This window comes from Niabella hirudinis, assembly GCF_051201075.1.
Classification (GTDB): domain Bacteria; phylum Bacteroidota; class Bacteroidia; order Chitinophagales; family Chitinophagaceae; genus Niabella; species Niabella hirudinis.
Window position 1 is genome coordinate 94,057 of the sequence record NZ_JBPEHJ010000012.1, and the last position, 24,313, is coordinate 118,369.

At 45.5% G+C, this 24,313-nt stretch carries 22 protein-coding genes, 1 tRNA gene and 1 rRNA gene; 17 read left to right on the forward strand and 7 right to left on the reverse strand.

Annotated features, from left to right (window positions below):
* Positions 1 to 68 precede the first annotated feature (68 nt).
* The 5 genes from GGU45_RS18560 to GGU45_RS18580 all read right to left on the reverse strand — a co-directional run bounded on the left by GGU45_RS18560 (position 69) and on the right by GGU45_RS18580 (position 2,691).
* Entirely contained in the window at positions 69 to 1,067 is a 999-nt protein-coding gene (locus tag GGU45_RS18560; RefSeq protein ID WP_435227281.1) for a hypothetical protein, read from the reverse strand.
* A gap of 5 nt (positions 1,068 to 1,072) precedes the next feature.
* Positions 1,073 to 1,420 (reverse strand): hypothetical protein, encoded by a 348-nt coding sequence (locus GGU45_RS18565; protein WP_435227283.1) that lies wholly within the window; start codon positions 1,418 to 1,420, stop codon positions 1,073 to 1,075.
* Between the two features lie 20 nt (positions 1,421 to 1,440).
* The gene (locus GGU45_RS18570; protein WP_435227285.1) at positions 1,441 to 1,749 is read right to left on the reverse strand and encodes a hypothetical protein; all 309 of its coding nucleotides are present in this window, start codon (positions 1,747 to 1,749) and stop codon (positions 1,441 to 1,443) included.
* Positions 1,750 to 1,816: 67 nt separating this feature from the next.
* Entirely contained in the window at positions 1,817 to 2,230 is a 414-nt protein-coding gene (locus tag GGU45_RS18575; RefSeq protein WP_435227287.1) for a hypothetical protein, read from the reverse strand.
* Positions 2,231 to 2,442: 212 nt separating this feature from the next.
* Positions 2,443 to 2,691 (reverse strand): hypothetical protein, encoded by a 249-nt coding sequence (locus tag GGU45_RS18580; protein ID WP_435227289.1) that lies wholly within the window; start codon positions 2,689 to 2,691, stop codon positions 2,443 to 2,445.
* A 350-nt stretch (positions 2,692 to 3,041) separates the two neighbouring features.
* Between GGU45_RS18580 and GGU45_RS18585 the strand changes: the two genes are divergently transcribed.
* Positions 3,042 to 3,230 (forward strand): hypothetical protein, encoded by a 189-nt coding sequence (locus GGU45_RS18585; RefSeq protein WP_435227291.1) that lies wholly within the window; start codon positions 3,042 to 3,044, stop codon positions 3,228 to 3,230.
* The gene (locus GGU45_RS18590; RefSeq protein WP_435227323.1) at positions 3,220 to 4,863 is read left to right on the forward strand and encodes a recombinase family protein; all 1,644 of its coding nucleotides are present in this window, start codon (positions 3,220 to 3,222) and stop codon (positions 4,861 to 4,863) included. The genes GGU45_RS18585 and GGU45_RS18590 overlap by 11 nt, the downstream gene beginning before the upstream one ends.
* Here GGU45_RS18590 and GGU45_RS18595 read toward each other — a convergent pair.
* Positions 4,823 to 4,897 (reverse strand) — tRNA-Glu (locus tag GGU45_RS18595). The two genes, GGU45_RS18590 and GGU45_RS18595, sit on opposite strands and share 41 nt — an antisense overlap.
* 187 nt (positions 4,898 to 5,084) lie before the next feature.
* On the opposite strand from GGU45_RS18595, the gene gap reads away from it, so the two are divergent.
* The 10 genes from gap to truA all read left to right on the forward strand — a co-directional run bounded on the left by gap (position 5,085) and on the right by truA (position 14,266).
* Complete coding sequence (gene gap / locus GGU45_RS18600; RefSeq protein WP_435227293.1) at positions 5,085 to 6,098, forward strand: type I glyceraldehyde-3-phosphate dehydrogenase; 1,014 nt, start codon at positions 5,085 to 5,087, stop codon at positions 6,096 to 6,098.
* 201 nt (positions 6,099 to 6,299) lie between these two features.
* A complete protein-coding gene (locus GGU45_RS18605) occupies positions 6,300 to 7,499 on the forward strand; it encodes a phosphoglycerate kinase (protein ID WP_435227295.1) in 1,200 nt (399 codons plus the stop codon).
* Positions 7,500 to 7,817: 318 nt separating this feature from the next.
* On the forward strand, positions 7,818 to 8,192 hold the full coding sequence (locus GGU45_RS18610) for a diacylglycerol kinase (RefSeq protein WP_435227297.1): 375 nt from the start codon (positions 7,818 to 7,820) through the stop codon (positions 8,190 to 8,192).
* Positions 8,193 to 8,202: 10 nt separating this feature from the next.
* Positions 8,203 to 8,688, forward strand: coding sequence for a hypothetical protein (locus GGU45_RS18615; RefSeq protein ID WP_435227299.1), 486 nt, complete (start codon positions 8,203 to 8,205; stop codon positions 8,686 to 8,688).
* Between the two features lie 750 nt (positions 8,689 to 9,438).
* Positions 9,439 to 10,020, forward strand: coding sequence for a LemA family protein (locus tag GGU45_RS18620; RefSeq protein ID WP_435227301.1), 582 nt, complete (start codon positions 9,439 to 9,441; stop codon positions 10,018 to 10,020).
* A 9-nt stretch (positions 10,021 to 10,029) separates the two neighbouring features.
* Positions 10,030 to 10,605: a LemA family protein gene (locus GGU45_RS18625; RefSeq protein WP_435227303.1), complete on the forward strand. Its 576-nt coding sequence runs from the start codon at positions 10,030 to 10,032 to the stop codon at positions 10,603 to 10,605.
* A gap of 4 nt (positions 10,606 to 10,609) precedes the next feature.
* Positions 10,610 to 11,074: a TPM domain-containing protein gene (locus tag GGU45_RS18630; protein ID WP_435227305.1), complete on the forward strand. Its 465-nt coding sequence runs from the start codon at positions 10,610 to 10,612 to the stop codon at positions 11,072 to 11,074.
* 7 nt (positions 11,075 to 11,081) lie between these two features.
* Positions 11,082 to 11,873: a TPM domain-containing protein gene (locus GGU45_RS18635; RefSeq protein WP_435227307.1), complete on the forward strand. Its 792-nt coding sequence runs from the start codon at positions 11,082 to 11,084 to the stop codon at positions 11,871 to 11,873.
* Positions 11,874 to 12,166: 293 nt separating this feature from the next.
* The gene (locus tag GGU45_RS18640) at positions 12,167 to 13,495 is read left to right on the forward strand and encodes a DUF4476 domain-containing protein (RefSeq protein ID WP_435227309.1); all 1,329 of its coding nucleotides are present in this window, start codon (positions 12,167 to 12,169) and stop codon (positions 13,493 to 13,495) included.
* A gap of 30 nt (positions 13,496 to 13,525) precedes the next feature.
* A complete protein-coding gene (gene truA, locus GGU45_RS18645) occupies positions 13,526 to 14,266 on the forward strand; it encodes a tRNA pseudouridine(38-40) synthase TruA (protein WP_435227311.1) in 741 nt (246 codons plus the stop codon).
* Positions 14,267 to 14,333: 67 nt separating this feature from the next.
* Here truA and GGU45_RS18650 read toward each other — a convergent pair whose 3' ends face one another.
* Positions 14,334 to 15,134 carry an AraC family transcriptional regulator gene (locus GGU45_RS18650; RefSeq protein ID WP_435227313.1) on the reverse strand — a complete coding sequence of 267 codons (801 nt, stop codon included), beginning with the start codon at positions 15,132 to 15,134 and terminating at the stop codon, positions 14,334 to 14,336.
* A gap of 477 nt (positions 15,135 to 15,611) precedes the next feature.
* On the opposite strand from GGU45_RS18650, the gene GGU45_RS18655 reads away from it, so the two are divergent.
* The 5 genes from GGU45_RS18655 to GGU45_RS18675 all read left to right on the forward strand — a co-directional run.
* The gene (locus GGU45_RS18655; protein WP_435227315.1) at positions 15,612 to 18,926 is read left to right on the forward strand and encodes a SusC/RagA family TonB-linked outer membrane protein; all 3,315 of its coding nucleotides are present in this window, start codon (positions 15,612 to 15,614) and stop codon (positions 18,924 to 18,926) included.
* Between the two features lie 23 nt (positions 18,927 to 18,949).
* Complete coding sequence (locus tag GGU45_RS18660; protein ID WP_435227317.1) at positions 18,950 to 20,875, forward strand: RagB/SusD family nutrient uptake outer membrane protein; 1,926 nt, start codon at positions 18,950 to 18,952, stop codon at positions 20,873 to 20,875.
* Positions 20,876 to 20,893: 18 nt separating this feature from the next.
* Complete coding sequence (locus GGU45_RS18665) at positions 20,894 to 22,129, forward strand: DUF5000 domain-containing lipoprotein (protein WP_435227319.1); 1,236 nt, start codon at positions 20,894 to 20,896, stop codon at positions 22,127 to 22,129.
* Positions 22,130 to 22,163: 34 nt separating this feature from the next.
* On the forward strand, positions 22,164 to 23,249 hold the full coding sequence (locus GGU45_RS18670) for a DUF4998 domain-containing protein (RefSeq protein ID WP_435227321.1): 1,086 nt from the start codon (positions 22,164 to 22,166) through the stop codon (positions 23,247 to 23,249).
* Positions 23,250 to 24,242: 993 nt separating this feature from the next.
* A 16S ribosomal RNA gene (locus tag GGU45_RS18675) occupies positions 24,243 to 24,313 on the forward strand; the annotation flags it as partial.

Below are 24,313 nucleotides of genomic sequence, written 5' to 3' on the forward strand. Positions count from 1 at the left end.
TGTTTCTGCAATATTTTATGCCGAAATACTGGCAGGATTTTTCAGGTGCTTCCTTGCTGAGTATTCTGTTATTTTTTTCGCTTCGGCTGCTGGATATCGACTGAAGATTTATTGGGGTGGTGAATGTTTTTCATGGGTTTTCTTTTAAGTGTTTCAGAATATGTATCTGCCTTTTGAGATGGAGCCCAGTCAGGATCAAAATAAAAATTTACCATTATGGGACGCAAGCTCTCGGAATAAACATCGACCGTTTGCTGCTCGGGGTTGGCTTCAAGTACAATTTTTCTGCCATTGTGCAATGTCAGCGAGGCAGCATCTCCACATTCAAGATCGAGAAGTGTTCTGGTCTGCTGATGGGCGGGAATTGGCATGGAGGACAGAATTGAAAATAGCTTTTCCTCACTAAAGCCACTGATCACATCTGTTTTGTAGCGTTTTTCATCAACGCGTGAGGTGAGATCCAGCCTTATCCATTGTTGTTGTTCTTCGCTGGGAAGTTGCTTTTGGTTGTGCATAGAGGCTCTGCCACAAAGAAGGTTGAAACTCGTTTTCGCTTCCACGTTGGCGGGAAATTTCATTTCTCTTTTCGGCAATGAATCAAAGTAATCCCAGGCTGTCTGCTGAATGTTATCTTCGAAAAAGCTGGTGTCACTCCAATATTTCAGTTCCAGTTTGTCCGCAATGTCGGCCCCAATTGAATCATAGCTTAGCCGATAGATCTGTTCTTGCACCTTCTCAACTCTGGGTTTGAACGATGGCTCCCAATCGTCGTGGAAGATGAATAGTTGATCGTCATCCCGCCAATTAATTTGACGCATCAGCTGCTCCAGCTGGTAAGAATCAACTCCATTGTGGATGCCGTGTTCGATAGGCGGGTATGGAGTTAATATGGCATTATAGTCTCCTATTGAATACAATCCACCTGATTTAGCAACGGGTATATTGAATTCTATATTTCCTTCAGGCTCGTTGCGGGAATAGGTTATTTCGAATTCCTCCGAACCGGTCGAAAGCATTTCCTCTATTTTCCCATAGGAGTCTACATTCAGGAAGTCTTCCAGTTTCATCGTACTCATTTACCCATGAGATCATCAAATTTGCCGGAAACAATATTAAAAGCGAGGTTAACATTGCAAATACCGCTTCGTGTAACCGAAAACTTTCGCACACTTTCTTTGCCATCTGGAGGTGCCTGGTGGTAGGCGGTGTAAGCTGTTAGCCGGTAGGCATTAAATTGTTGATCTCTTTGAAGGTTGATGGTGAAAAATATCTTTTCATTGTCAAAGGATAATTCCTGAGTGACGCTGAACTCAAATTTTTCTGATTTTATTTGCTGCCTGATGTCGGTATCAAGTTGCGCTCCCCGGAACCCAATCCTGGAGAGATAGTCCAGTAGTTCCTGTATTTTTTCTTCTTTCATATTGTCGGATTTTTCAGTGGTTATTTGGATTTGTCCCGCGCAAATATTTTCGGGCTGTCCATTCCGTTTTTACGGATGTTGTCCTTCAGCTGCAGCCAAAGACTCATCATATAATCGGCCAGTTCCATTACTTCCTCCCTGGTCAACCGGTGGGGATTGTGAACCATTGAGGCTTCTTCCTCCAACGGATCTCCAGGATTGGTAGATAAAATATTAGGAATATAGCTTTCGCCAATCTCCAGGGTTTTTCCAATTCCAATACTGTTCCCAAAGAGTTTTAATTGGCGCCCCGTTGAGAACAGGATGGTTCTTCGTTTCATTTCTGCCATAGGTTTTTATTTTTTATTGTAGTGATTTTTTGAGTGAAAACATAGTAGCGATGTTGTCTCTGACGAACTACCTGATTTTGTTGGAACGGTTTTGCAGAATTCGAACTTCTTTCGTAAAAATCAATAAAGCCTGGGAGTAGTGTGGAATGTCATGTGGAGAATTGATATTAAGTTTCCTTTGATTATCGTTGTGTATGAATTCAATTTCTTTCAGGGAAAGGTTATTGTTCGCCGGCGCGAATTCATAACTGAAGGATATTTGAACAATGTCTTTGTCATTGTTGAAGAATCCAACGGTAGCAATTTGGAAAGTTGCGGGTTCGTCTTCCCTCAGACTTTCATGTAGCGCATTTGAGAACTCCTGCCGTAATTGTGTAAACAGTAATCCGTCTTTGTATGGACTGTTAAGGACCTTTTCCTCGTATCCTTTTTCTTTTAGGAGATTTATTTGCTCCTGTAGTAAGTCATGAAATAAACTCATTTTATTGTGTTTGTTGTTAGATGAAATGGATGTTTGCCGAATTTCAGTCAAACGAATAAAGAAATCTTGGAGTGTTTCAGGTTGGGATGCGCCGGCTTTCTGAAAGTCTTTTATAAACTCAGCATCAGGTTCTCTGGAAGTATCTGGGTGACAAATCAGTATTTTGTTGTTCCCGATTTTTATTTGTATTCGTCTTTGCTCATTTTTTACTTTTAAGAATGAATCGATTGTTTGCGGAAAGGTTTTGCTTTTTGGAAGGAATACACCCAGTTGAATGCAAGTGATTTCCAGTTTTTTATTGGTTGCCCTGTTTCAAGCGTCCAATCCAAATGCCGGTAATAAAGTAAAAATGCATCAGCATGTTTTACCTGCAGCCCCAGTCGGAAGAAGTATGGGATAGTCTCTACACGTTCAGGAATTTTTGTTTTGTATCCGGAATTCACTTGTGTCATTTTTTTCATTTTTGAGGAATTGAACCTGCACAAAATTGAAATCCGTGGAAAGTGAAAACAGTGAGATATTGGTATCTGGTAGTTCTTTTGTTGAGTTTATTTTACTGGAAGGGCGTTCATTAAGCGTCTGAATGCTCAAAATTTACAGTGCCCTTCGTACTACGCATAATGGGATGTAGTTGTGTAATACGGAATTATAGAATTGAAACAAAAAGAATGGATAAAGATTCTTTGTTATTACCGGATAGTTTTTTATCTTAGGCAGAGCGCCTGGAAAATTTGATCGCTTCCTATGTGGTAGTATCTCACAATAATGAATACTTCGGGTTGTTACTTTCAATCCCCAAAAATTTAGAGGTATGGAAAGGAAACCTGATGAAAAAGGCGACATCCTTGATAAGAGGAAGTTATTACTTACTGTGGAAGATATCGATACCATCGAATGTTACCGACATTTTACTCCGGAGCAAAAAATGCAGTTGATTGAATTTATATATGAGATCAGCTCCGTATTGTATAACATTTATTTTGAAAACGATGAGTCTTGATTATTTTAAACGGTTTATTCCCAATGAGGCCAACGAAGTGAAAGAAGATCCCTTCGTTTGGATTTATACTCGTGTGAGTTCGAAGGAGCAATTTGAGAAAAATTCCAGTGTGGACAATCAATTGGCTGCGAACCGGGCTTTTGCGTCAATGAATAATTACCGCGTCACCGAGGAATTTGGAGGAACATATGAAAGCGCAAAGTCCGATTTCACGCGGAAAGAGTTTAATAGACTTATAAGTAAAGTGGAGTCCAGCCGAAAAAAGCCATACGCAATTTTGGTGTATAAGATGAGTCGTTTTTCGCGTTCAGGTGGAAACGCCATCGGATTGGTGAACCGACTGGTAGATGAGATAGGAGTTCATTTGATAGAGGTGAGCTCTGGTTTGACAACAACTTCAGAAAGAGGGAAGGCTGCTATCTATGAAAGCCTCTTCCATGCCTATAAGGAAAATCTTGAGCGAAAGGAAATAATAATTCCCAGTATGAAGAGATTTTTGGAGAAAGGAAATTGGTTGGCTACCGGGCCCATAGGATATGACCATTACGGTCCGCGGGTGAGAACTGAAAAGTTTTTTGCCCGCCGGCAACGGATCGTAATAAATAAAGAAGGCCTACTTATAAAAGAAGCCTGGCGGTGGAAACTTTCCGGCTTGTATAGCGATGCTCAAATTATCCGAAAGTTGGCCGCGCGGGGGTTGGTAATTAGATCTCAGAAGCTCAGCAAAATTTGGAGAAACCCATTTTACTGTGGTGTAATTATTAATCGGCTACTGACCGAACCCCAAAAAGGAAATTGGGAGCCTCTGGTGAGTGAAAAGGATTTCATCAAAGTACAACAGATATTAGACGGTAGTCATTCCGGCTACCACCAAAATAAGGAAGAGGAGAACCGTCCTTTGCTCCGATCGTTGAGATGCAATAATTGCGGAGGCTTTATGGTTGGGTATGTTGTGCGGAAAAAAAACCTACATTATTACAGATGTTTAAAATGCAATGGAGTTAATCTGAATGCAAAGACAACTTCAAAAGCTAAGAAAACAGGAGGTGATGAATTGTTCCTTGATTTATTGCATCGGTATTCACTGCCGGGCTCGATCGCGCCATTAATAAAAAAGCAGCTGGTCAAACTACTTGAGTATTATCAAAGCGATGTCTCTGGAAATGAAAATTCATTAGAGACCCGGTTGAAGAATTTTGAGCAAAAGAAGAAAGAACTGACAATTCGTCTGGGTTTGGGTGAAATTGATAAAGAAGCTTACGCGGTCACTTTAGAGCATTTAAGTGGGGAAATGCAGGAAATTCATAAAGAAATCAACACGCTTCCGGGGAAGATATCTAACCTCGAAAATCTACTTGAAGTATCACTCAAAAAGCTTGAAAAGCTCAGTGTTATATGGGGCTCTGGCGGATTAGAGGATAAGCGTATGGTTCAAAAAATAGTGTTCCCAAATGGTTTTTTTTATGACGCGCAAAAACATGAATATCTAACCAGGGGAATTAACCAATTTGTTTTGGTAACTGCTGATATTTCAAATAGAGATAGAGGAAATGAAAAAGGGGACTTTCAAAATTCCTCTGAAAGTCCCCTTTTGGTACCGCGTACGGGAATCGAACCCGTGATTCATCCGTGAAAGGGATGCGTCTTAACCCCTTGACCAACGCGGCGTTATCCGTTTTTTGGGAGTGCAAAGATAATGGACTTAAATGGATTGGCCAAAAAAAATAATAAAATAATTGCTTTTTTAAAAAAGCAAGCGAAAAATCGAAATCGTTTAATATGTATTCCGTACAAAATGCTGTAACTTTACGCCTCCAAAAATTGTTCTTACTTAATTAAATTTTTTACACAACTATGAGTACAGTAAAAGTAGCCATCAACGGCTTTGGCAGAATCGGCCGGTTGGCTTATCGTCAAATCTATAACCAACAAGGTATCGATGTTGTTGCAATCAATGATTTGACCAGCCCCAAGGTATTAGCTCACCTGTTAAAATATGATTCCGCTCAGGGCGGCTTTCACCAGGATGTAAAAAGCACCGAAAACTCCATTATCGTAGACGGTAATGAAATAAAAATATATGCGCAGAAAGATCCTTCTCAAATTCCCTGGAAAGATCATGATGTAGACGTGGTACTGGAATGTACCGGGTTCTTTACGGATAAAACAAAAGCAGAAGCACACATCGCCGCAGGCGCTAAAAGAGTGGTGATCTCTGCTCCGGCAACCGGTGATCTGAAAACCGTTGTATTCAACGTGAACCACGATATCCTGGATGGCAGCGAAACCATCATCAGCTGTGCTTCCTGCACCACCAACTGTCTGGCCCCTATGGCCAAAGTGCTGGAAGATCAATTTGGTATCGAACTGGGTATCATGACCACTATTCACGCCTATACCAACGATCAAAACACCCTGGACGCGCCGCATCCCAAAGGTGACCTGAGAAGGGCAAGAGCTGCTGCCGCCAACATCGTGCCCAACAGCACCGGTGCCGCAAAAGCAATTGGCCTGGTATTGCCCAGTCTGAAAGGCAAGCTGGATGGCAGCGCACAGCGTGTTCCTACAATCACCGGTTCTATCACTGAGCTGAATGTAACGCTGAAAAAACAGACTTCTGCTGAAGAGATCAATGCAGCAATGAAAGCAGCAGCTAATGAAAGCTTTGGTTATAATGAAGATGAAATCGTAAGCAGCGATGTAATCGGAACGCATTACGGCTCTTTGTTTGATGCTACATTGACCAAAGTAATGACCGTAGGCGACAAGCAACTGGTACGTACCGTTTCCTGGTATGACAATGAAATGAGCTATGTATCGCAGCTGGTGCGCACGGTTGAATATTTTGCGAAACTGATCAACAAGTAATTTTTTTAAATAATTCACACTCTCCCCTCTCCAATGGGAGAGGGGGCGGAGGTGAGGCCTCCGCTTTTTTCTTTTACACTGAGCAGTGACGAAGTGTATTGGACCGGTTGCTGTACAGATGGCATCATCCTTGCGTCGCACTCTTGTGCTGCAATACATGAGGCTGCCGGCACCTTTTTCAACTTTTAAACTAAAAAAGAGATGTCAAAATTTTCAAACTATAATTTCAATAATCAGAAAGCACTGATCCGCGTGGATTTCAACGTTCCGCTGAATGAGAACATGGAGATCACTTCCGATGCCCGTATGAAGGCCGCCGTTCCAACCATCAAAAAGATTCTTGCAGATGGTGGTAAAGTGATCCTGATGTCGCACCTGGGCCGCCCCAAAAACGGACCGGAGGACAAGTTTTCTCTCAGGCACCTGGTAAACCACCTGAGTGAATTGCTGGGTGGGGCAACAGTGCTGTTTGCCAACGATTGTATTGGTGAGCAGGCCTATCTGACGGCAGATATGATGCGGCCGGGTGAAGTGCTGCTGCTGGAAAACCTCCGTTTTTATAAAGAAGAAGAAAAAGGGGATGAGGCGTTTGCCGGGAAATTGAGCAAGCTGGGCGATGTATATGTGAATGATGCCTTTGGTACGGCACACCGGGCCCATGCATCCACCGCCGTTATAGCAAAATTCTTCGCTGCAGATAAGAGAATGTTCGGTCTGCTGATGGAGAACGAAGTAAACAGCGCACAAAAAGTACTTTCTCAAAGCGAGAAGCCCTTTACCGCCATCCTGGGCGGGGCCAAAGTGTCGGATAAGATCCTGATTATTGAAAACCTGATGGAAAAAGCTACGGATATCATCATCGGCGGTGGTATGGCTTATACTTTTTATAAAGCATTGGGCGGAAAGATCGGCGCTTCTCTTTGTGAAGAAGATCGTTTGGGTACCGCAAAGGAAATCCTTGAAAAAGCAAAAGAAAAAAATGTATGCATCCACCTTCCGGGGGTAAGCATTATTGCCGATAAATTTGCTGCAGACGCCAGCGTTTCCGAAGCGCCCAGCGATAACATTCCCGAGGGATGGATGGGGCTGGATGTGGCGCATGAAGCCCGGGATCAGTTTGCAAACGTGATCAAAAAATCAAAGACCATTTTGTGGAACGGCCCGATGGGCGTTTTTGAAATGGAAAAATTTCAGGGTGGAACCAAAGCCATTGCAGATGCCGTTGCCGAGGCAACACAGAACGGGGCATTTTCTTTGGTGGGCGGCGGCGACAGTGTAGCTGCAGTCAATAAATTTGGCTATACCAATAAGGTAAGCTATGTATCCACCGGCGGCGGCGCCATGCTGGAATTCTTTGAAGGCAAAACCCTTCCGGGTATTGCAGCTATTGAAGAAGCATAAAACGCCTTTTTTTAATGGTTCATAGTGCGGAGTCCGATGGCTCCGCATTTTTATTGGAAGCCGCTAAATCAAAAAACACTGAGTTTGTTGGAAAGCCGTAGAGCCTCAGAAACACTGAATTGTCACACTCCCATAAACGTAATGTCATCCTGAAGATGTCATCCCGGGCTTGACCCGGGCTCTGTTCTTGTTTCAGCGTCTATTGAACGACAATATGCATAGATGCTGAAATAAATCAGCATGAGAGCGACAATTTGGAATGCACCCGCGCATCTGTAGCAATACACCAGCTTTTGAGCTTTTATCGTAGTTTTGGATATGCGAGGCTTCATTTCCCTTAAAAAATTATTTCGGAGCTTTGGTTATGCCATCAGCGGTCTAAAGGCCGCGTTCCGGTCCGAGCAAAATTTCCGGTTCCATACATTTGCCGCGTTGTTGACTATCTGCCTCGCGTTCTTTTTAAACGTGACTGTTTACGAATGGCTGATCATCATTATTTGCATTGTTGGCGTAATGGGTTTGGAACTTGTGAATACGGCCATTGAAAAGGTCTGCGACCAGGTGCATGCAGAAAAACATCCCGGTATTAAATATATTAAGGATGTTTCGGCAGCAGCGGTGCTGGTTGTTGCCGCCGGAGCCTTTGTTACGGGGCTGGTAATCTTCCTGCCCCGGTTGCTGAAATTGATTTAATTTGCTTGTTATGAAATGGACCCTCCCGTTGCTTTTGATCCTGCTACTGGCCGCAGCCTGCGGAAACCGGCATCCGGCTTCGCCGCCAGACGCACCCGGCCCGGCATTACGGCCACAAACAGGTCTTGCGATTTCTGAGAACAAAGAAACCCTGGGCAAAATCATCAACCTGGAAATCTACCGTCCTTACAGCGTGGTTTTTCAGTGGAACGGTCAAAATATGGACGGACTGGAAGCCATCCTTTATTATGATGAAAAAACCTATACCGCCATTATGAATGCCTATATGGACGCGGATTTTCCTAAGGGAGCATACGCAAAAGAGCAATTTGATTTTCCCTGGCTGGACAGCCTGCAACATGCGGAACTGCAGTTCAGTAAACCGGATTATGTGGGCAACCCCGATATTTTCCTGGGAACCGGGGGGCGGGGGATGCTCTGGTTTTTGGATAAGAAAATATTGCTGAGAGTGAAACCACCCGCTGATAAACCATAAGGAACGGTTTCGGGTTTAATGCCCGCCCGGACGATCCCTTTGCTGACCTATCGTGTGAACACATTTTCAAAATAGACAAAGCGACCTATCGAATTACAACTGTCTTCAGGTGCAAATAGATAAGTTTCCCGGGGGATTTCGCAGATTTTCCCGGAAAAAGGAACTGTGGTCCGGGTCTCTCCGTTAGTCATACGCGTCAGGTTAATTTTTGTCCCCGGAAGCTGCAGCGCAGCGCTGATCCTGTTAGTAAATGACCATACAGGTAATAAAGGTGCAGCGCACCGGTAATCATTGCGGTTTGAATAAGCGGTGCACAGGAAATTACCGCCGCGCTGCGGCTACGGAATGTTTTGGAGGTTCATCGTTATAAGGGTCAACGGCGCGCTGCGCCTGTTTGCCATTAAAAGATGCGATCTTTTTGGCGTGAAAGGCTTACCCGTACTATATTTCACGGTAACTTCAAATAAATATATTTATGTCCACACGATAGGGTCCGATGGGTTCAAAAATCAACATTGGGCCCGGGCCTGTCTGGCATAGATCGGTTTTTCACCCGGTTCGGGTCTTTGAAATCTTAATGCCTGCCGCCTCATTTTTAAACGGCTTGCCAGGTCTGAAACCTTTTCACCGCCAATTCTGCATTCTTTACCGAATATCAGGGCCTTAAAAGCGGAACGGGATCTATAATTTAATATCTTGGTATATTATTTAGCATAAATTTGTTTTATCAAATCCTAAAACACAAATTATATGAAAGGAGTTACGTTAATCATTGTTATTCTGTTAGTAGTCCTCGGCTTTATGGGATGCAACGGCTATAACGGACTTGTAAAGGAACAGGAAAGTGTAAACAAGGCCTGGAGCAATGTTCAGAGTGAATACCAGAAAAGAAATGATCTCGTAGGCAACCTGGTAGAAACTGTAAAAGGGGCGGCAAATTTTGAAAAATCCACATTAACGGATGTGATCAATGCACGCGCCAAGGCAACATCGGTTCAGGTAAACCCCGAAAATCTTACACCAGAAAAGCTGGCCGAATTTCAGGCTGCCCAGGGGCAAATGACCAGTGCGCTGGGACGTTTGCTGGTTACTGTGGAGGCTTATCCGGAATTAAAAGCCAACCAGAACTTCCTGCAGTTACAGGGGCAGCTGGAAGGAATTGAGAATGATATCCGTACATCACGCCAGACCTTCAATACAGCAGTGAACAGCTACAATGTAAAAGTGCGTTCTTTCCCCATGAACATCCTGGGAGGTATCTTCGGGTTTCATGCCAAGGAAGGATTTAAAGCCGATCCCGGTGCCGATAAAGCCCCCAGCGTAAAATTCTAATAGCGGTATATGAAAAAAAGGGGGCTGATCATAGCGGCAGTGCTGGGCATTATAGCGATCTATTTTTTTACAACCTACAACGCATTTGTAAAAAAGGAAGAAAAAGTGCAGCAGCAATGGAGCGAAGTACAAAACACCTACCAGCGCCGGTTAGATCTTACGCCCAACCTGGTAAGTGTGGTTAAAGGCATCTCGGGTTTTGAGCAGTCTACACTGGTGGCCATTGCCGAAGCACGTCAGAAAGCACAACAGGGAGCTGGCGGGGACATGACCGCGGAAAATTACGGACGGCAGGCTGCTTTACAGGATTCGCTGGCGGCGGCCTCCAACCGGATCATCGCTATCATTGAAAAATATCCGGCCCTTCGGGGTACGGAGGCTTACCGCGGGCTGCAAACCCAGCTGGAGGGCAATGAACGGCGGATCAAAGTAGCCCGCAACGATTTTAATGCAGCCGTGGCCGATTATAACAGCGCCGTACGGGGTTTTCCGGGTAAGATTGTTGCCGGTGCCTTTGGATTCAGCCCCAGGGAAGGATTTCAGGCAGCAGCCGGTACCGATAAAAATGTAGTCATTAAATTCTGATAGCGTGGCCTTTTCATTATTTAACAAACATCCAAAAGAAGTGCTCACCAATGCCGAAAAGGAGCAGGTCATTGAAGCCATTCGCCGGGCAGAAAGCCGCACCAGCGGCGAGATACGGGTGTACATCGAAAGTCATAACAAATATGTAGACCCTGTTGACCGTGCTGCGGAGGTTTTCTTTAAGCTAAAGATGGATAATACAACAGACCGGAATGCTGTATTGCTTTATGTGGCCGTCAAAGACCGGCAACTGGCGATTTTTGGAGATGAAGGCATCTATCAGCGTACGGGGGAGCATTACTGGAATGAGCTTGTAGCAAAGATACTGGCACATTTTAACCGGAAACATTTTGCCACCGGCATCAGTGAATACATTCACCAGATTGGAGAAGGCCTCTATCATTATTTCCCTTTTGACCGGGCTACGGATCAGAATGAGCTCCCGGACGACATTGTTTTTGGCAGTTAAGCATTCCATGAAGAAATTTTTTTTACTATACTTTTTATTCGTTTCAGTCTGGTGTTTTGCCCAGGTCGAATCGGTAATCCCCAACCCGCCCAACCCACCCCGGCTGGTCAGCGATTTTACCGGTCGGTTTTTAACGCCTGAGCAGGTGCAGGCCCTGGAGCGCAAGCTGGTGGCCTATGACGACAGTACCTCCAACCAGATCGCGGTTGTAATTGTAGATGACCTGAAGGGATATTCCCGCGATGATTATGCAATAGCGCTGGGGCGGAAATGGGGCGTAGGCGGTCAGAAACAATTTAACAACGGGGTAGTAGTGCTGATCAATGCCGGGTCCAAAGACCGGGGATTGTTTATTGCAACCGGGTATGGCCTGGAAGGAGCGATTACCGACCTGGTGGCGGACCAGATTATTCAACAGATCATTATTCCCGACTTTAAGCGGGGTGATAATTACCGCGGACTGGATGAAGGTACCGATGCATTGATCCAGGCGGCAGCCGGCCGGTTTAAAGCGCCGGAAGGGTATCATAAGCAGGGTAAGGGCATCGGCTTCGGTACCATTGTCCTGATTATCATTGTTGTTATTGTATTTGTGGCATTCATGAGCGGCGGCGGCAATGGCGGCGGGGGCTATGTTTCGCGGCGCGGCTACCGCGGCGGCGGCGGCTGGATTATACCGGGCGGCGGTTGGTCCGGCGGCGGTGGCGGCGGCGGCTGGTCTGGCGGCGGCGGGGGAGGAGGCTTCGGCGGTTTTGGCGGCGGCGGTTTTGGCGGCGGCGGGGCCGGGGGAAGCTGGTAGGAGGGCCGTTTCAGGTTACCGGTTTAAAGTTTAAGGGTAGATTCGTCTTGCACCCGGTGCAAGAAGTCAAGTCTATAATTTCGGACGTAGTCGACTGAAGGCTGATAGCTAAAGGCCGAATGCTCAGTGCAGAACGCCGGCCCCGGATCTGATCGCCGATCTATGGGCTATTAGCCATTGACTATTGACTCATTTCCACATTTTCACATTTTCAAATTCTCCACCTCGTATTATTCGTTATTTTTGTCAGAAGGAATCATTTTGATAGGATTAAATAGAACAATACATAAATCATGAATAAGCGTTTTTTACTGGCGGTGATCTTTCTTCTGACTGGCTTTATTTCTTTCGCACAATATTCGGTTCAATCAAAATATTTTGTTTACCTGCAAACCGAACCGGCCCAACCCTTTTTTATAAAAATCAACGGGCAGCGCATAGAGGCCAATTCCTCGGGATACCTGATCCTGCCGCAGCTAAAAGATGGCGATTACCGGCTGGTTGTTGGGTTCCAGGATAATAAGAGCCCCGAAATGACCTTTAAATTTAAGATCGATTCAAAAGATAAAGGTTATCTCATTAAGAATTTTGGAGCAGACGGCTGGTCGCTTTTCGATCTGCAAACCATGGATGTGCAAAAGCCGCTTTCGGCCGAGGAGGCCGCAGCCCTGGCTAAAGCCGAGGCTCCCAAACCACAGCCCCGCCGCCAGCAACCCAAACCGGAAGAGAAGCCGGTTGTGAAGGCCGATGTTCCTGCCGCCACTGAAACCGCAGCAGTACAAACCCCGGCTCCGGTTCAGCAGCCTCCGGCACAGCAACAGCTCGTTCCGCAGGAGCCCGCTCCCGCAGCGAACAGCAACGTTAGTGATTTTACAAAAGTACTTTCCAAGGCTGCAAATAACCCGTCTTTGCTGGAACAGCCCAAACCCGAGGAAAAACCGGTGGTAACCCCGCCGGTAGCCGACAATAACAACGGAGAAAAAGGAGATAAGTCCGAGGTGGTTCAACCTGAACCGGAAAAAACACCAAAGGTCAGTAGTGCAAAACAAGGTAAAGACGCTGTTGTAAAGCTGTCGCAGCATACTTCCGGAACGGGAACGGTAGTTGTTTATGAAGATCGCAGTGCCGGTGGAAAAGCAGAGCAGGTTGAAATTACCATACCTGCTACAGCGGCCGCTAAGCCACAGGAAGAAACAAGAGCGGAGAAACCCGTTGATAATACAGTAGAAGCAGCCCCCGCAACGGAGAAAAAGCCGGTAGCTCTGCAACCCAAAAGCGCTGAAAAGAAAACCGAAAAAAAGGAAACGGCCGTGGCGGCAACAGCCTCCGGAAACTGTAAATTCATAGCTACGGAGGACGACTTTCTGAAACTGCGCAGGGAAATGGCCGGCAAGGAAAATGACGACCAGATGATTGAAGAAGCCCGCAAGGCTTTCAAAACAAAATGTTATACCAGTGCACAGGTAAAATATATCAGCAGCATGTTCTTATCCAATGCCGGTAAGTATAATTTTTTCGAAGCGGCTCATGCGCATGTTTCCGACCCCGAAAATTTCGCTGCGCTGCAGGAGGAAATTAAAGACAACTATTACAAAGAAAAGTTCAACAGCCTTATTAAATAGTTCAACAGGACCCGGGCCCGCCGGTTTGCGATGCGTTATTTTTTAGAAATTTCTTATAAAGGAACCCGTTACAGGGGCTTCCAGATCCAGGACACGGGGATAACCATCCAGGGAGAGGTGGAACGTGCTTTAACGATATTGTTCAAAGAAAAATTCGCGCTTACCGGTTCTTCCCGTACCGACAGCGGAGTGCATGCCCTCCAGAATTTTTTTCATTTTGACTGGAACAGGTCTTTTGATCCTCAATGGATCTATAACCTCAATGCAATACTGCCTGCCGACATTGTCATAAAAGAAATTAAACAGGTTGCAGATGATGCCCACAGCCGGTTTGATGCCCTGAGCCGTACCTATGTATACAAAGTGTACCAGTTCAAAAATGCGTTTCTTTCGGATACTGCTTATTTTTATCCCTACCCCCTGGACCTGGAGGCCATGAACCAGGCGGCATCCTTATTGAAGGGCTTTAAAGACTTCAGCAGTTTTTCCAAAAAAAACACCCAGGTAAAAACGTTTAACTGCAACCTGATGGAAAGCTTTTGGATGCAGGAAGCTGATCTTTTTTTGTACCAGGTAACCGCCAACCGCTTTTTAAGAGGAATGGTGCGGGCCCTGGTGGCCACCATGTTACGTGTGGGACGGCATACGCTTACGATGGATGAATTTGAACAAGTTATAAAAAAAGCAAGTTGCGGCGCCGCCTGGTTTGATGCCCCCGGGCATGGGCTGGTTTTGAAAGAAGTAGCCTTTGCGCCGGCTGATTCCATCTAAATTTGGGTCTGCTGCTTAAGTAAGACCGGCACCCTGATTTGTTTGAGTACAGGTTAAACAGCGGGCCCTAAATTACATTCCGCTCCCGGTAACTTTCCGGCGAAATATTCATCAGCTTTTTAAAGATCCTGGAAAAATAATAGGGGTCGTCATAGCCAACTGCATGGGCCACATCCTTTATTTTTACACGTTGATCCTGCAACAGCTTGCAGGCATGCTGTACTTTTAACTGTATAAAATAGTCGATAGGGGCCGTACCGGTGGAGCTTCGAAAAAGATTGGAAAGATAAGACGCCGAAATCTTGTTAATGATGGCAATATCCAGCACCGACAACCGCTTATCCAGGTTTTTTTGCATAAAGCTGATCGAACTTTCTACGATCATATTATAGGAAGGCTCCTGCCGGGCTATATGGTGCTGGGGAAAAAGAAAGGTAGCCAGCAAGGCATACAGGTAAAAGTTCGCATTGCAGATATTCTCCGCAGATAGCCCCATTTTGAGGCTATCAAAAATAATGGTCCATTGCGCAATACTTGTTTCGCTGAAAGGGATGGGGCTGGGGCCTGCATGCAGCGAAATATGCATGGTTTTATTAAATGCGTCCATATTGCCCCCGGTAAAGTGGACCCAGTAAATGGTCCAGGGCTGCTCCTCATCCGCCCAATACCGCAGGTATTTTTTTGTAGCGGGTATAATAACATACTCATTGGCATTTACGGCATATTTTTTATCATCCACTACATACCATCCTTTTCCTTGTATACAATAAAATAGAATATTGTCGGCACAGCCCGTTCTGCGCTCCCGATAATGAAAGAGGGCCTTTGGAAAATAGCCGATTTCCTTTATATATAGCTGCCGTAACATCGGATTTTTTTCCAGTATTTGCCGGACCGCTGATCCCGGAATTTGAATCATCCTTTCTCCCGGAAATCCATCCCTCCTCCTAAAAGTTGACATAAAAAATAAAGTTTTGTTAAATAAATTTCGATAAAATAATCCATTAAATAATAAGATAGTCTATCTAAACATGCGATTTTACACTGAAAAGGCAAAAAACAATCATTGAAAATATTCGAAATATACTATTATCAAATAATCCATCAAAATAAAAGTTTAAGCTATTTTACATCCATAAGGGCGTCTCTAACTTTACTCCTGTAAATGTTTAAAAATCCTGTAACGATTGCAGATTTAACAGTGATTGCCTTAGTTATTTACTAGTAAAGGACAAACATTTTTATAAACCACAGCTATATGATTCCGGTTAACGGTTAACGGGAGAGGTGGTGCTTTATGTAATCTGCATTCAATTTTTTGTAAAATAAACCAAATTGAGAACTGATGGTAAAAATCGCATTGGGAAAGCCATACTTTTCAAAACAAACGAACGTAACGAAGTTTTTGCTGCCTGTACTATTCCTTTTCTTAGCGGCAAATGCTTTTGCACAAACAAAAGTAACGGTGGTGGGGGCTGTGGTAGATTCGGCCAATACGCCATTGTCCGGCATTACAGTTGTGGTGCAGGGAAATGAAAAAACAGGAACTTCTACAGATCCAAACGGTCGCTTTGTACTGGATGTGGTGCCGGGTGCCACGCTTGTATTTTCTGCCGTATCCTACGATAACTTCCTGTATAAAGTACCGCAGACGGCAGAAGTTAATTTAAAAATTACGCTCACACAAAAAGCTATATCCACACAGGATGAGGTTGTGGTTACGGCATTGGGGCGCAAGCAGATAAAAGAAGCCGTGGTAGGGTCGGTAACTACCATTAAGCCCGACAACCTGCGAATCCCCACCAGCAACCTCACCAATGCATTGGTGGGCCAGGCGGCGGGTATTATCGGGTTTCAGACCAGTGGTCAGCCGGGCCTCGATAATTCAAGCTTTTTTATACGGGGCGTCACCACCTTCGGGTACCGGGTAGATCCGCTCATTTTGATTGACAATATCGAAGTGAGCAACGATGAGCTGGCAAGGCTCAATGTAAATGACCTCGAAAGTTTTACCATCTTAAAGGATGCCAGCGCCACTTCTTTGTATGGCGCAAGAGGCGCCAATGGGGTAATACTGGTAACCACCCGTACGGGGAAATTGGGCAAGGCCCGGATCAATTTTGATCTGCAGCAAACCATTTCACAGCCTACTCAAAGCATCAAGCTTACCGACCCCATCACCTATATGAATATGTTTAATGAGGCTACGGTAACACGGGACCCCACCCAGGCACGCCCCTTTTCTGCCGATAAAATCTATAATACACAGCAAACGATGCAAAATGCGCCGGGGAGTAATAAATATGTGTACCCCGCAGTAGACTGGCTGGATATGCTCTTCAAAAAGAGGACCGCCACCCAACGAGCCAATGTAAATATCAGCGGCGGAAGCGAGTTTGCCCGGTATTATATTTCCGGCTCTTACAGTAATGATAATGGTATTTTAAAAAACAGCGGACAAAATACCTTCGACAATAATTTAAAATTTACCAATTACCAGCTGCGCACCAATATTGATTTTTTCCTGTCCAAGTCTTCAACCCTATCCGCAAACCTGTGGGGAGTGTTTAATGAATATACCGGGCCTATCACCAATAATGCCAGTTTCTCCACCGATTTGTATGATATGGCCACCCACTCAAGCCCGGTACTGTTTCCCGCTTATTACGAACCCGATTCAGCCAACCGGCTGGCCCAGCATATTTTATTTGGTAATGCCTACGGCGCAGCTGAAGGAAGCGTAGGATATCTGAATCCCTATGCACAGATGCTAAGAGGGTATAAGCGGTTTTCCAACTCCAACATGACGGCCACCATTAAGCTGGATCAAAAGCTGGATAAAATTACCCCGGGATTGCATTTTAACGGGTTTGTAACGGTAAAGCGTTTTTCCTATTTCGACAATACACTCGCCTACAACCCTTTTTATTATACGATTGGGCTCGATGGGTACGACCGGGGTTCCAATACCTACAACCTTACCTGGATCAATAACCGGCCCAGCGGTAATGTTTTTGGTGGCGGGCTCGCATCAGGGGGGGGCGATGGAGGCGCCGCTACAGAGTATCTGCGCTTTACGCCCGGAACCAAGAATGCCAATGCCATTGTACAGTTCCAGGGCTCACTGGATTATATAAAACGCATGGGCGATCATGAAGTGGGGGCCAACCTCAATGTGATCCGGCTGCAGCGGATAGAAGCCAATGGCATCAACCCTTCTACCGGACAGTCGGAACTGCCCTATGCCCTGCCTTACCGCAACCTGACCCTGGCGGGCGAAGCCAGTTATGCCTATAAAACCCGTTATTTCCTGCGGTTTAATTTTGGTTATAACGGCTCCGAACGGTTTGATGAAAGTCATCGCTACGGTTTCTTTCCCACAATCGGCGCTTCCTGGATTGTATCCAAGGAAAAGTTCTGGGAAAACGGGATCGGCGATGTTATTACCACCCTCAAGCTGCGCTCCACTATTGGTTACAGCGGAAACGACCAGATCGGAAGCCAGCGCTTTTTTTACCAGTCGGATGTGAACCTTGCCGGTGGCAACCCGGCCACTTTCGGGTTGGATAACGGGTACTCGCGCCCGGGGGTAACCATCCGGAACTATGAAAACAAGGATGTGACCTGGGAAAAAACATTAAAAACAAACAACGCCATAGAATTAAGCCTGTTCAGAAAAATTGATATTGTGGCGGAGTATTGGACGGAGAAAAGAAATAGCATCTTACAAAGCAGGGCCAATATCCCCTCATCCGCCGGCCTGGAGGCCTCTATTTCGGCCAATGTAGGCGCCGTAAAAGCCAGCGGCTGGGATCTTTCGGCCAACTATAAGCAGGCATTTGGAAATCACCTGTATATCGACTTTATGTCCAACTTCACTTATTCCGAATCTTTGTACGAGAATTATGAAGAGCCCGCATACCTGAGCGAGCCATGGAGGCACCGCACAGGCACCGTGGTAGGCCAGCAGTTTGGGTATATTGCAGAACGGTTGTTTGTGGATGATAAGGAAGCGGCTTCTTCTCCCACACAGGTATTTGGTTCCGGCTTCCGGCCCATGGGAGGCGATATAAAATACCGGGATATTAATCGTGATGGCCAGATTACTGTTGCAGACATGGTGCCCATCGGCTTGCCCAACACCCCCCAGATTTCTTATGGATTTGGAACGGCAACCCGGTACCGCTCCGTTGATTTTTCGTTCCGGTTCCAGGGCAATGCGCGCACTTCGTTGTTTATTAATCCTGGGAGCATCAGCCCCTTCCTTTACGATGGCAGAACCAATTCCTCTACCCAGGTGCTGCAGAGCATTGCAGACGATTACTGGTCAGAGTCGAACCAAAATATGTATGCTCTTTATCCCCGGCTGGGAACAAGCTTTAACCAGATTGCCAACAACCTGCAACCCAGCAGCTGGTGGATGCGGAACGGCAGTTTTTTAAGATTGAAGCTGGTGGAACTGGGTTATACCCTGCCTAATAATACGGCCCGCCGCCTTCATCTTCAATCCTGCCGGATCTATGCCAACGGATCCAATCTCTGGCTCTATTCCAATTTTAAATTATGGGATATAGAACAAAAGAACAGCGATGGCACCGCCAACGGCTTTATTTACCCGTTGCAAAAAACCTATAACCTGGGTATCATGGTTACTTTATAATTGAACCTAATAATTAATCGGACATGATGTATAAAGCAAAATATTTTTTTCAAATCCTCCTGGTGCTGGCCATTGCCGGAGGTATGGAGTCCTGTAAGAAATTTTTGGATGTAACGCCGGAAAATGTGGGCACATTGGATTATGCTTTTCGTAACCGCAATGAGGCGGAAAACTACTTGTTTAGCTGCTACAGTACCTTGCAGCAGTTTGCCGATGTAACGCGGGATCCGTCCTTTACCACATCGGGGGAAATCATGTACCCCAATGTTATTGGCGAGGGCCCCAAGCTCTATGATCCCGGGTTTCAGTTAATGAGGGGCACCCAAAACACATCCAACCCCATTCTTAATTTTTGGGATGGATCAAATGGAGCGCCATCCGTTTTTGATGCCATCCGCCGATGCAATATCATGCTGGAGAATATTGATAAGCCCATTGACCTGGATCCCTTTGAAAAAGAACGCTGGATTGCGGAAACCAAATTTTTAAAGGCCTACTACCATTATTACCTGGCAAAAATTTACGGACCCATTCCCGTATATAAAACAAGCCCGCCCATCACCGCGTCCAACGAGGAATTTAAGGTAAAGCGGCAGCCCGTTGATTCGGCCTTTAACTATGCCGTACAATTGATCGATGAAGCGATACCCGGCCTTCCGGTGGCGATTGTGGATCTTACCCGGGAGATGGGTCGTATTACAAGAGCCGTTGCCTATGCGGTAAAAGCAGAAATTTTAGCCACCCAGGCCAGCCCCCTGTACAATGGCAATTCGGACTATGCCGGGTATAAAAATGTAGACGGACAGCCGTTATTTTCCACAAGCGCAGATCCGGCTAAATGGACAAAGGCCGCGGCCGCCTGCAAGGAGGCCATTGAACAGGCAGAGGCGGCCGGAGCTGCCCTGTATCAATTTATTCCGCCGGCCAATATTCCTTCCAATATACCCGCCGTGCTGCTAAGGGAACTGACCCTTCAGAACGCGGTAACCGAAAAATGGAATTTTAATAAAGAAGTAATCTGGGCGTTAAACCCCACATTTACCCAGCAGGCCAATGCCTGTCCAAAGCTCACCTCCGATGCCAACCTGGGCGCGGCGCCCGGTACCATGGCGGTAACCCTGGCTACCACGGATCTTTTTTATACAAAAAACGGGGTGCCCATGGCCGAGGACAAAACCTGGGACTATGCCAACCGCTATACACTGGTAACGGGCGATGCCGCCAACAAATACCTGATAGCACAGGGATACCGGACGCTTAAAGGCAATTTTGACAGGGAGACCCGGTACTATGCCAATATTGGTTTTGACGGCGCCATCTGGTATGGCAATGGTGTTTTTAACCCGGACCAGGCATTGTCTGTAAAGGCCCAGGGGGGAGGGGCTGCAGCTCCAAGAGATAATTCCCGGATCAATGTAACCGCCATCTGGCCCAAAAAGCTGGTAAATTATTTAAGTAATTACAACAAGGATGGCTTTTCGCAGGTGTCCTTTAGATTGCCTCGCATGCGGCTGGCAGATTTGTACCTGCTATATGCCGAATGCCTGAACGAAAGTACCGGCCCATCGGCCGAAGTTTATGCCTATGTGGATAGTGTAAGAGCCCGGGCAGGTTTGGATGGGGTGGTATCTTCCTGGAGCAATTATGCCGTCAACTCCGGCAAGCCCCTTACAAAAGAAGGGCTGCGCGAAATCATACACCAGGAACGGAGGATTGAACTTTGCTTTGAAGCCCGGGCGGGTTGGGATCTGCGCCGCTGGAAAGAATGGGGACAGGTAATGGCGCAACCCATCCAGGGCTGGTCCTTTCTCCAAAAAGCACCGGAAGATTTTTATACGATCGTTACACAGTTTATTCCCACCATTACCACCAAAGATTATTTTTGGCCTTTGTCAGACGGCGCATTACAGAACAATGAAAACTTTGTGCAGAGCCCTTTTTGGCAATAATCAATGAAAAAAAATGTTATGAAAAAGAGTCGGTTATATTTACCCATATTTACAATGATTGCAGGCCTGCTGATAATTGCCTGTAACAAGACTACAGATTTTAACACGCCGGCCCCGGGCGATCAGTCAAAGCCAGGGGTGGTTACAAATATTAAAGTTGCCAATTTCAATGGTGGGGCCTATATCACCTACGATCTTCCCAAATCGGATCAGATCCTGTATGTAAAGGCCAATTATGTGATTAATGATAAAACCGGAGCCAGTCTTGAAACAAAATCAAGCTACTATTCCGATACCCTTACGGTAAACGGATTTGCCGAAAAAAAGGAATATACGGTAGCCTTAAGAGTGGTTACAAGGGCCAATGTGGAATCCGATCCGGTAGAGGTAAAAGTAAACCCCGATACGCCCGTGTACAAGGTGGTGGCAAAAACGTTGTCATTGAGCCCCGATTTTCAGGGGATAAGAATAGCCGGTAATAATCCACTGCAAAAAAATGTAGGCGTGGTACTGGTGTATGACGATCCTTATTTTGGCAAATATACCATCCGGCAGCAGCAGTTTAATAATTTTAAAGATATTGATTTTACATCCCGCGGTTTTGACACGCTGCCCAAGCGGGTAGGGGTTTATGCCACCGACCAGTGGGGCAACCAATCGGACACTCTGTTTAAAACGATTGCTCCGCTCTACGAGGTAGCCCTCGATAAATCCAAGTTCTTTGTGTATAATTTGCCAAGCGATGGCGTCATTGGCTTTGGCTGGAATACGCCCAACCTGTGGAACGGCAATACCCAGGGAACGGGCTGGCACACTACACAAACCCCATCGGAATATGTGTTACCGGTAACGGTAAGTTTTGGATTGGGCGTGTCGGCCAAATTGAGCCGGTTTCTTTTATGGCAACGGAACGGCTACCTGTGGCAGCATGGTAATCCAAAATCGTTTACGCTTTGGGGATCCAATGAAGAACGTCCTGCCGATTTTAAGCCACCCTATCAATCCAACGAAGGCGATCGCATTGGCGATTGGGTCAATATGGCTAATTATAGATATCCTAATCCGCCATCGGGTACGCCCCCTCCGGGCTTTACCGCGGAGGACCAAGCATGGGCGCTTGCCGGTACCCCCTTTACCGTACCTCCCGCTGCCCCCAAGGTAAGGTTCTTGCGGATTGTGGTAACAGAAAACTGGGCCGGCGATAACAATTTTGCCCATATTATGGAACTGACCTTTTACGGCGACCCCCGATAAAAAACTTTCTTAACCCATCAATGCTTTTGAAACAATGAACAATATAAAAACAATTTTAGGGGGTTTCGTTCTGAGTATCCTTTTTATTGGTTGCAGCCGGAAAATTGATGATTACAAAAAATTCCAGGACAGTGGAGAAGTTATTTATACCGGAACGGTCAGCAATATGACCACGCAGCCCGGCAATCTGCGCATCCGGGTAAGCTGGAACCCCAGTCCCGACCCTAGTATTACAAAATATGTACTTTACTGGAATAACGGACGCGACTCTGTAACCATCCCCGCCAGCAGCAGCAATACCTCGGATACCATCCGGACCATCATTTCAAAAAACCTCCAGGAGTCCGATATTCAAAGCTTTTTATTGTATACCTATGATGCGGCGGGCAACCGTTCCATAGGACAGCGATCCGGATTAAGCAGGACCTATGGCCCTATTTATGAATCCTCGCTGTTTAACAAACAGCTTTTAATTAATACCGTTCCGTTCCAGATTTTTGGAAGCGATTCCGTAAAGCTGTTTCTGACAAAATCCGATTCTACCAATATTTATACGAAAGTATATTATTATAAGCAGGACAATACGTTGGATAGCGCTATCACTTCCAGGGAGTCGGTTACGCTGCCGTTTTATAAATTGGGAACAAAAGCCGCTATCCGGTCTTATTTCAGACCAACGGCGACAACCATTGATACCTTCCGGACCCGTGCGGCAGATTCGACGATCCTGATAGCGTTTACGCCCTATACGGATACGGCTACAAAATACACCTACCGCGCCACCGGTACCCGGTATAATTACACCAGCGATGGGAGCCTGGACGGAACCACGGCTATTAACATCGATAAACAGCTTGATAAAATAAATTACATCAGTGTACGAACCGATGATGTAGCCAACCTCGCCAACTATGCCGATACCCGCATGATTTTGACATTTAACCAGGATGGTACCATCGACATTTCGGGATATATCAGTATTTCCAATCCGATCGAAAACCACCCCACCGCCGGCAAAAGCTATATTAACCGGGCTACGGGAGAGCTGGTTATGCGGTATAAATATACCAATGCCGATGGCAGCTATCGTTTAATAGAAGAAACCTGGAAGCGGAAGTAAACAAGGCTACCGGCTATCCGATATATTGGGTTTGCTTGTTAGATTCGTGTTTGCGGAAAAGCCTTTTACTTCCTGTGAAATCGCAACATATCCATCGGTATGGGGCGAGGGTTGTTCCAGTTCGGGGTAAATGCCGTGGCAGTTTTGAATAATAAAACCCTTTTTACGCAGGTGGTTCACACAGGTAAAGTGATTGGCCGGTATCAGATCGTACTTTCTTTTTGTATAAAGCGGACTCGGGTATCGGCTTCCGGCTTGTCGGACACCAGGCAAAAAAAAACTGCTTTTTTTTGAAATAAATTTTGCAGTTCAGAAAAAAGGTTCTATATTTGCACTCCGTTTGTGAAACGGATGAGTTCTCTGAGAAAAAAAGAAGGTCTAAAAAGCGCTGAAACGCTGACACAGTATAGCATTCAGCAGCATCTACATAATGAATTCCAATATTACTTGTTGGAAATTCCGCTTATAATCTTACCGCAACTTTGATACAAAAATGAAAAATATTTTTTGAAAATTGTATCTGAAATCAAAATGAAAGTTGTATCTTTGCAGCCCGCTTAAAAATAAAGCAACGCTTTGATGCAATGCATACTACAGCAGGTAAGTTCTTCAGGTTTAAATAGTTAGTTCAAAAAAAATCAAAAATATTTCAAAAATATTTTTGTTAGAATGAGAAAAGGTTTGTAGCTTTGCAACCCCGAAGATGAGGAGAGAGGGGATAAGTTCTTAAGATAGATGGTATGGCGGTGAGGCGCCGGTTGAGGTTCGAGTCCTTGAGTATCAGCGAAATTCATGTTAGTCAGTTAGTTCTGGCGATAGTGATAAAGTTCTTTGAAAGTATGGAAACAATAGCACAATTCAGTCACATTAAGTTGTGACAACGAAAGGTAAGTCAGAAAGCAAAATACATTTGGATTTTTTGACACGTTAATTTGTATTTGGAGTTTTCGGACTTCAAATAACTTTGATACAGTCAGTAAATCAAACTCATTTACAACGGAGAGTTTGATCCTGGCTCAGGATGAACGCTAGCGGCAGGCTTAATACATGCAAGTCGAGGGGTA

Coding starts and splice junctions, on each gene's coding strand:
- GGU45_RS18610 (WP_435227297.1), top strand. CDS start 7,818: ATGCGAGGCTTCATTTCCCTTAAAAAATTATTTCGGAGCTTTGGTTAT.
- GGU45_RS18615 (WP_435227299.1), top strand. CDS start 8,203: ATGAAATGGACCCTCCCGTTGCTTTTGATCCTGCTACTGGCCGCAGCC.
- GGU45_RS18655 (WP_435227315.1), top strand. CDS start 15,612: ATGGTAAAAATCGCATTGGGAAAGCCATACTTTTCAAAACAAACGAAC.
- GGU45_RS18660 (WP_435227317.1), top strand. CDS start 18,950: ATGATGTATAAAGCAAAATATTTTTTTCAAATCCTCCTGGTGCTGGCC.
- GGU45_RS18665 (WP_435227319.1), top strand. CDS start 20,894: ATGAAAAAGAGTCGGTTATATTTACCCATATTTACAATGATTGCAGGC.
- truA (WP_435227311.1), top strand. CDS start 13,526: ATGCGTTATTTTTTAGAAATTTCTTATAAAGGAACCCGTTACAGGGGC.
- GGU45_RS18640 (WP_435227309.1), top strand. CDS start 12,167: ATGAATAAGCGTTTTTTACTGGCGGTGATCTTTCTTCTGACTGGCTTT.
- GGU45_RS18635 (WP_435227307.1), top strand. CDS start 11,082: ATGAAGAAATTTTTTTTACTATACTTTTTATTCGTTTCAGTCTGGTGT.
- gap (WP_435227293.1), top strand. CDS start 5,085: ATGAGTACAGTAAAAGTAGCCATCAACGGCTTTGGCAGAATCGGCCGG.
- GGU45_RS18570 (WP_435227285.1), bottom strand. CDS start 1,749: ATGGCAGAAATGAAACGAAGAACCATCCTGTTCTCAACGGGGCGCCAA.
- GGU45_RS18670 (WP_435227321.1), top strand. CDS start 22,164: ATGAACAATATAAAAACAATTTTAGGGGGTTTCGTTCTGAGTATCCTT.
- GGU45_RS18620 (WP_435227301.1), top strand. CDS start 9,439: ATGAAAGGAGTTACGTTAATCATTGTTATTCTGTTAGTAGTCCTCGGC.
- GGU45_RS18650 (WP_435227313.1), bottom strand. CDS start 15,134: ATGTTACGGCAGCTATATATAAAGGAAATCGGCTATTTTCCAAAGGCC.
- GGU45_RS18590 (WP_435227323.1), top strand. CDS start 3,220: ATGAGTCTTGATTATTTTAAACGGTTTATTCCCAATGAGGCCAACGAA.
- GGU45_RS18575 (WP_435227287.1), bottom strand. CDS start 2,230: ATGAGTTTATTTCATGACTTACTACAGGAGCAAATAAATCTCCTAAAA.
- GGU45_RS18580 (WP_435227289.1), bottom strand. CDS start 2,691: ATGAAAAAAATGACACAAGTGAATTCCGGATACAAAACAAAAATTCCT.
- GGU45_RS18625 (WP_435227303.1), top strand. CDS start 10,030: ATGAAAAAAAGGGGGCTGATCATAGCGGCAGTGCTGGGCATTATAGCG.
- GGU45_RS18605 (WP_435227295.1), top strand. CDS start 6,300: ATGTCAAAATTTTCAAACTATAATTTCAATAATCAGAAAGCACTGATC.
- GGU45_RS18585 (WP_435227291.1), top strand. CDS start 3,042: ATGGAAAGGAAACCTGATGAAAAAGGCGACATCCTTGATAAGAGGAAG.
- GGU45_RS18560 (WP_435227281.1), bottom strand. CDS start 1,067: ATGAAACTGGAAGACTTCCTGAATGTAGACTCCTATGGGAAAATAGAG.
- GGU45_RS18565 (WP_435227283.1), bottom strand. CDS start 1,420: ATGAAAGAAGAAAAAATACAGGAACTACTGGACTATCTCTCCAGGATT.